The organism is Sulfitobacter sp. 15WGC (assembly GCF_005068605.1).
GTDB classification, from domain to species: Bacteria; Pseudomonadota; Alphaproteobacteria; order Rhodobacterales; family Rhodobacteraceae; genus Sulfitobacter; species Sulfitobacter faviae.
This window is the reverse complement of the sequence record NZ_SZNL01000054.1, coordinates 1-1289: the sequence shown is the minus strand read 5'-3', so window position 1 is coordinate 1289 and position 1289 is coordinate 1. Positions and strand designations below refer to the sequence as shown.

Here is a 1289-nt window from a genome sequence, read left to right as displayed (position 1 = left end):
GTAAGCGGTAGCTGGACAGCACCATCCACTTAGCTTGACGGTTTGAAGTTCCACGGGAGCAGATCGTCGAGGCGACTTTGCGGATGACCATTGGCGATCGCTGTCAGGGTTGTCTTGAGATAGGCGAAGGGCTCGACGTCGTTGATCTTGCAGGTCTCGATCAGCGAGGCGATGCGGCCCCAAGCGATGCCGCCTTCGTCGTGACCGGCGAAGAGTGCATTCTTGCGATTTAAAGTGATGGGGCGGATCAGGTTTTCGACGCGGTTGTTGTCGATCTCGACGCGTCCGTCGGACAGGAAGGTCTGAAGCCCATCCCAGTGATTATGGATGTAATTCAGCTTTTCACCCAGCCGGGATTTGGCAGAGATCTTGCGGCGTTGCGCCTGCAGCCAATCACCGAAGGCTGCGACCAGCGGGGCGCTGCGAGCCTGACGGGCCGATAATCGCTGGTCGGGGTCGATGCCACGGATATCGGCTTCGACGGTATAGATTTCTGCAATACGGCGCAGGCCTTCGGCAGCGATCTGTGAGCCGTCGCGGTCAAAGACTTCCTTCAGCTTGCGGCGCGCGTGTGCCCAACAATGGGCCACCCGAATGGGATCACCGCTCTTGCGGGTAGGTTTGGTCAGCCGGTTGTAGCCCTGATATCCGTCTATCTGCAGGATGCCGTCAAAGCCTGTGAGGAATGTTTCGGCATTCTCGCCCGCCCGACCGGGTGCATAGAAGTAGACCACACCGGGTGGGTCCTCACCGCCCCATGGCCGGTCATCGCGGGCCAGTGCCCAGAGATACCCGGTCTTTGTCTTTCCACGCCCCGGATCCAGCACGGGAGCCGTCGTCTCGTCCATGAACAGCTTGTCGGATCGTTTCAGGTGTTCAGCCAGCCGGTCGACGATGGGCTTGAGGTGGAATGCTGCCTTACCTACCCAATCGGCTAAGACGGCGCGATGCAGATCAAGGCCAGCCCGCGCCAGGATCTGGCTCTGACGATACAATGGCAGGTGGTCGGCATATTTGCTGACCAGCACATGGGCGATGCTGGCCTCGGTCGGCAGACCACCCATGATCAGATGCGATAGTGCGGGAGCCTGGGTCACGCCGTCGGTGCAGGTCCGGCAGGCGTATTTCGGGCGCACGGTGACAATCACACGTAACTGCGCTGGCACGATGTCCAGCCGCTCGCTGCGGTCTTCGCCGATCTTGTGCATGACACCACAGCCACAAGGGCAGATCAGGCTGTCGGGTTCGATAACCTCTTCGATGCGCGGCAGTGCAGCCGGGAGATTGCC

The 1289-nt window shown here is 60.4% G+C and carries 1 protein-coding gene; it reads right to left on the bottom strand.

All coding sequences use genetic code 11. The features are described 5' to 3' along the window. Nucleotides 1–29: 29 nt before the first annotated feature. Nucleotides 30–1289, bottom strand: a 1260-nt coding sequence (locus tag FCK22_RS17895; RefSeq protein ID WP_136720744.1) for an IS66 family transposase, incomplete at its 5' end; no start/stop codon positions are given.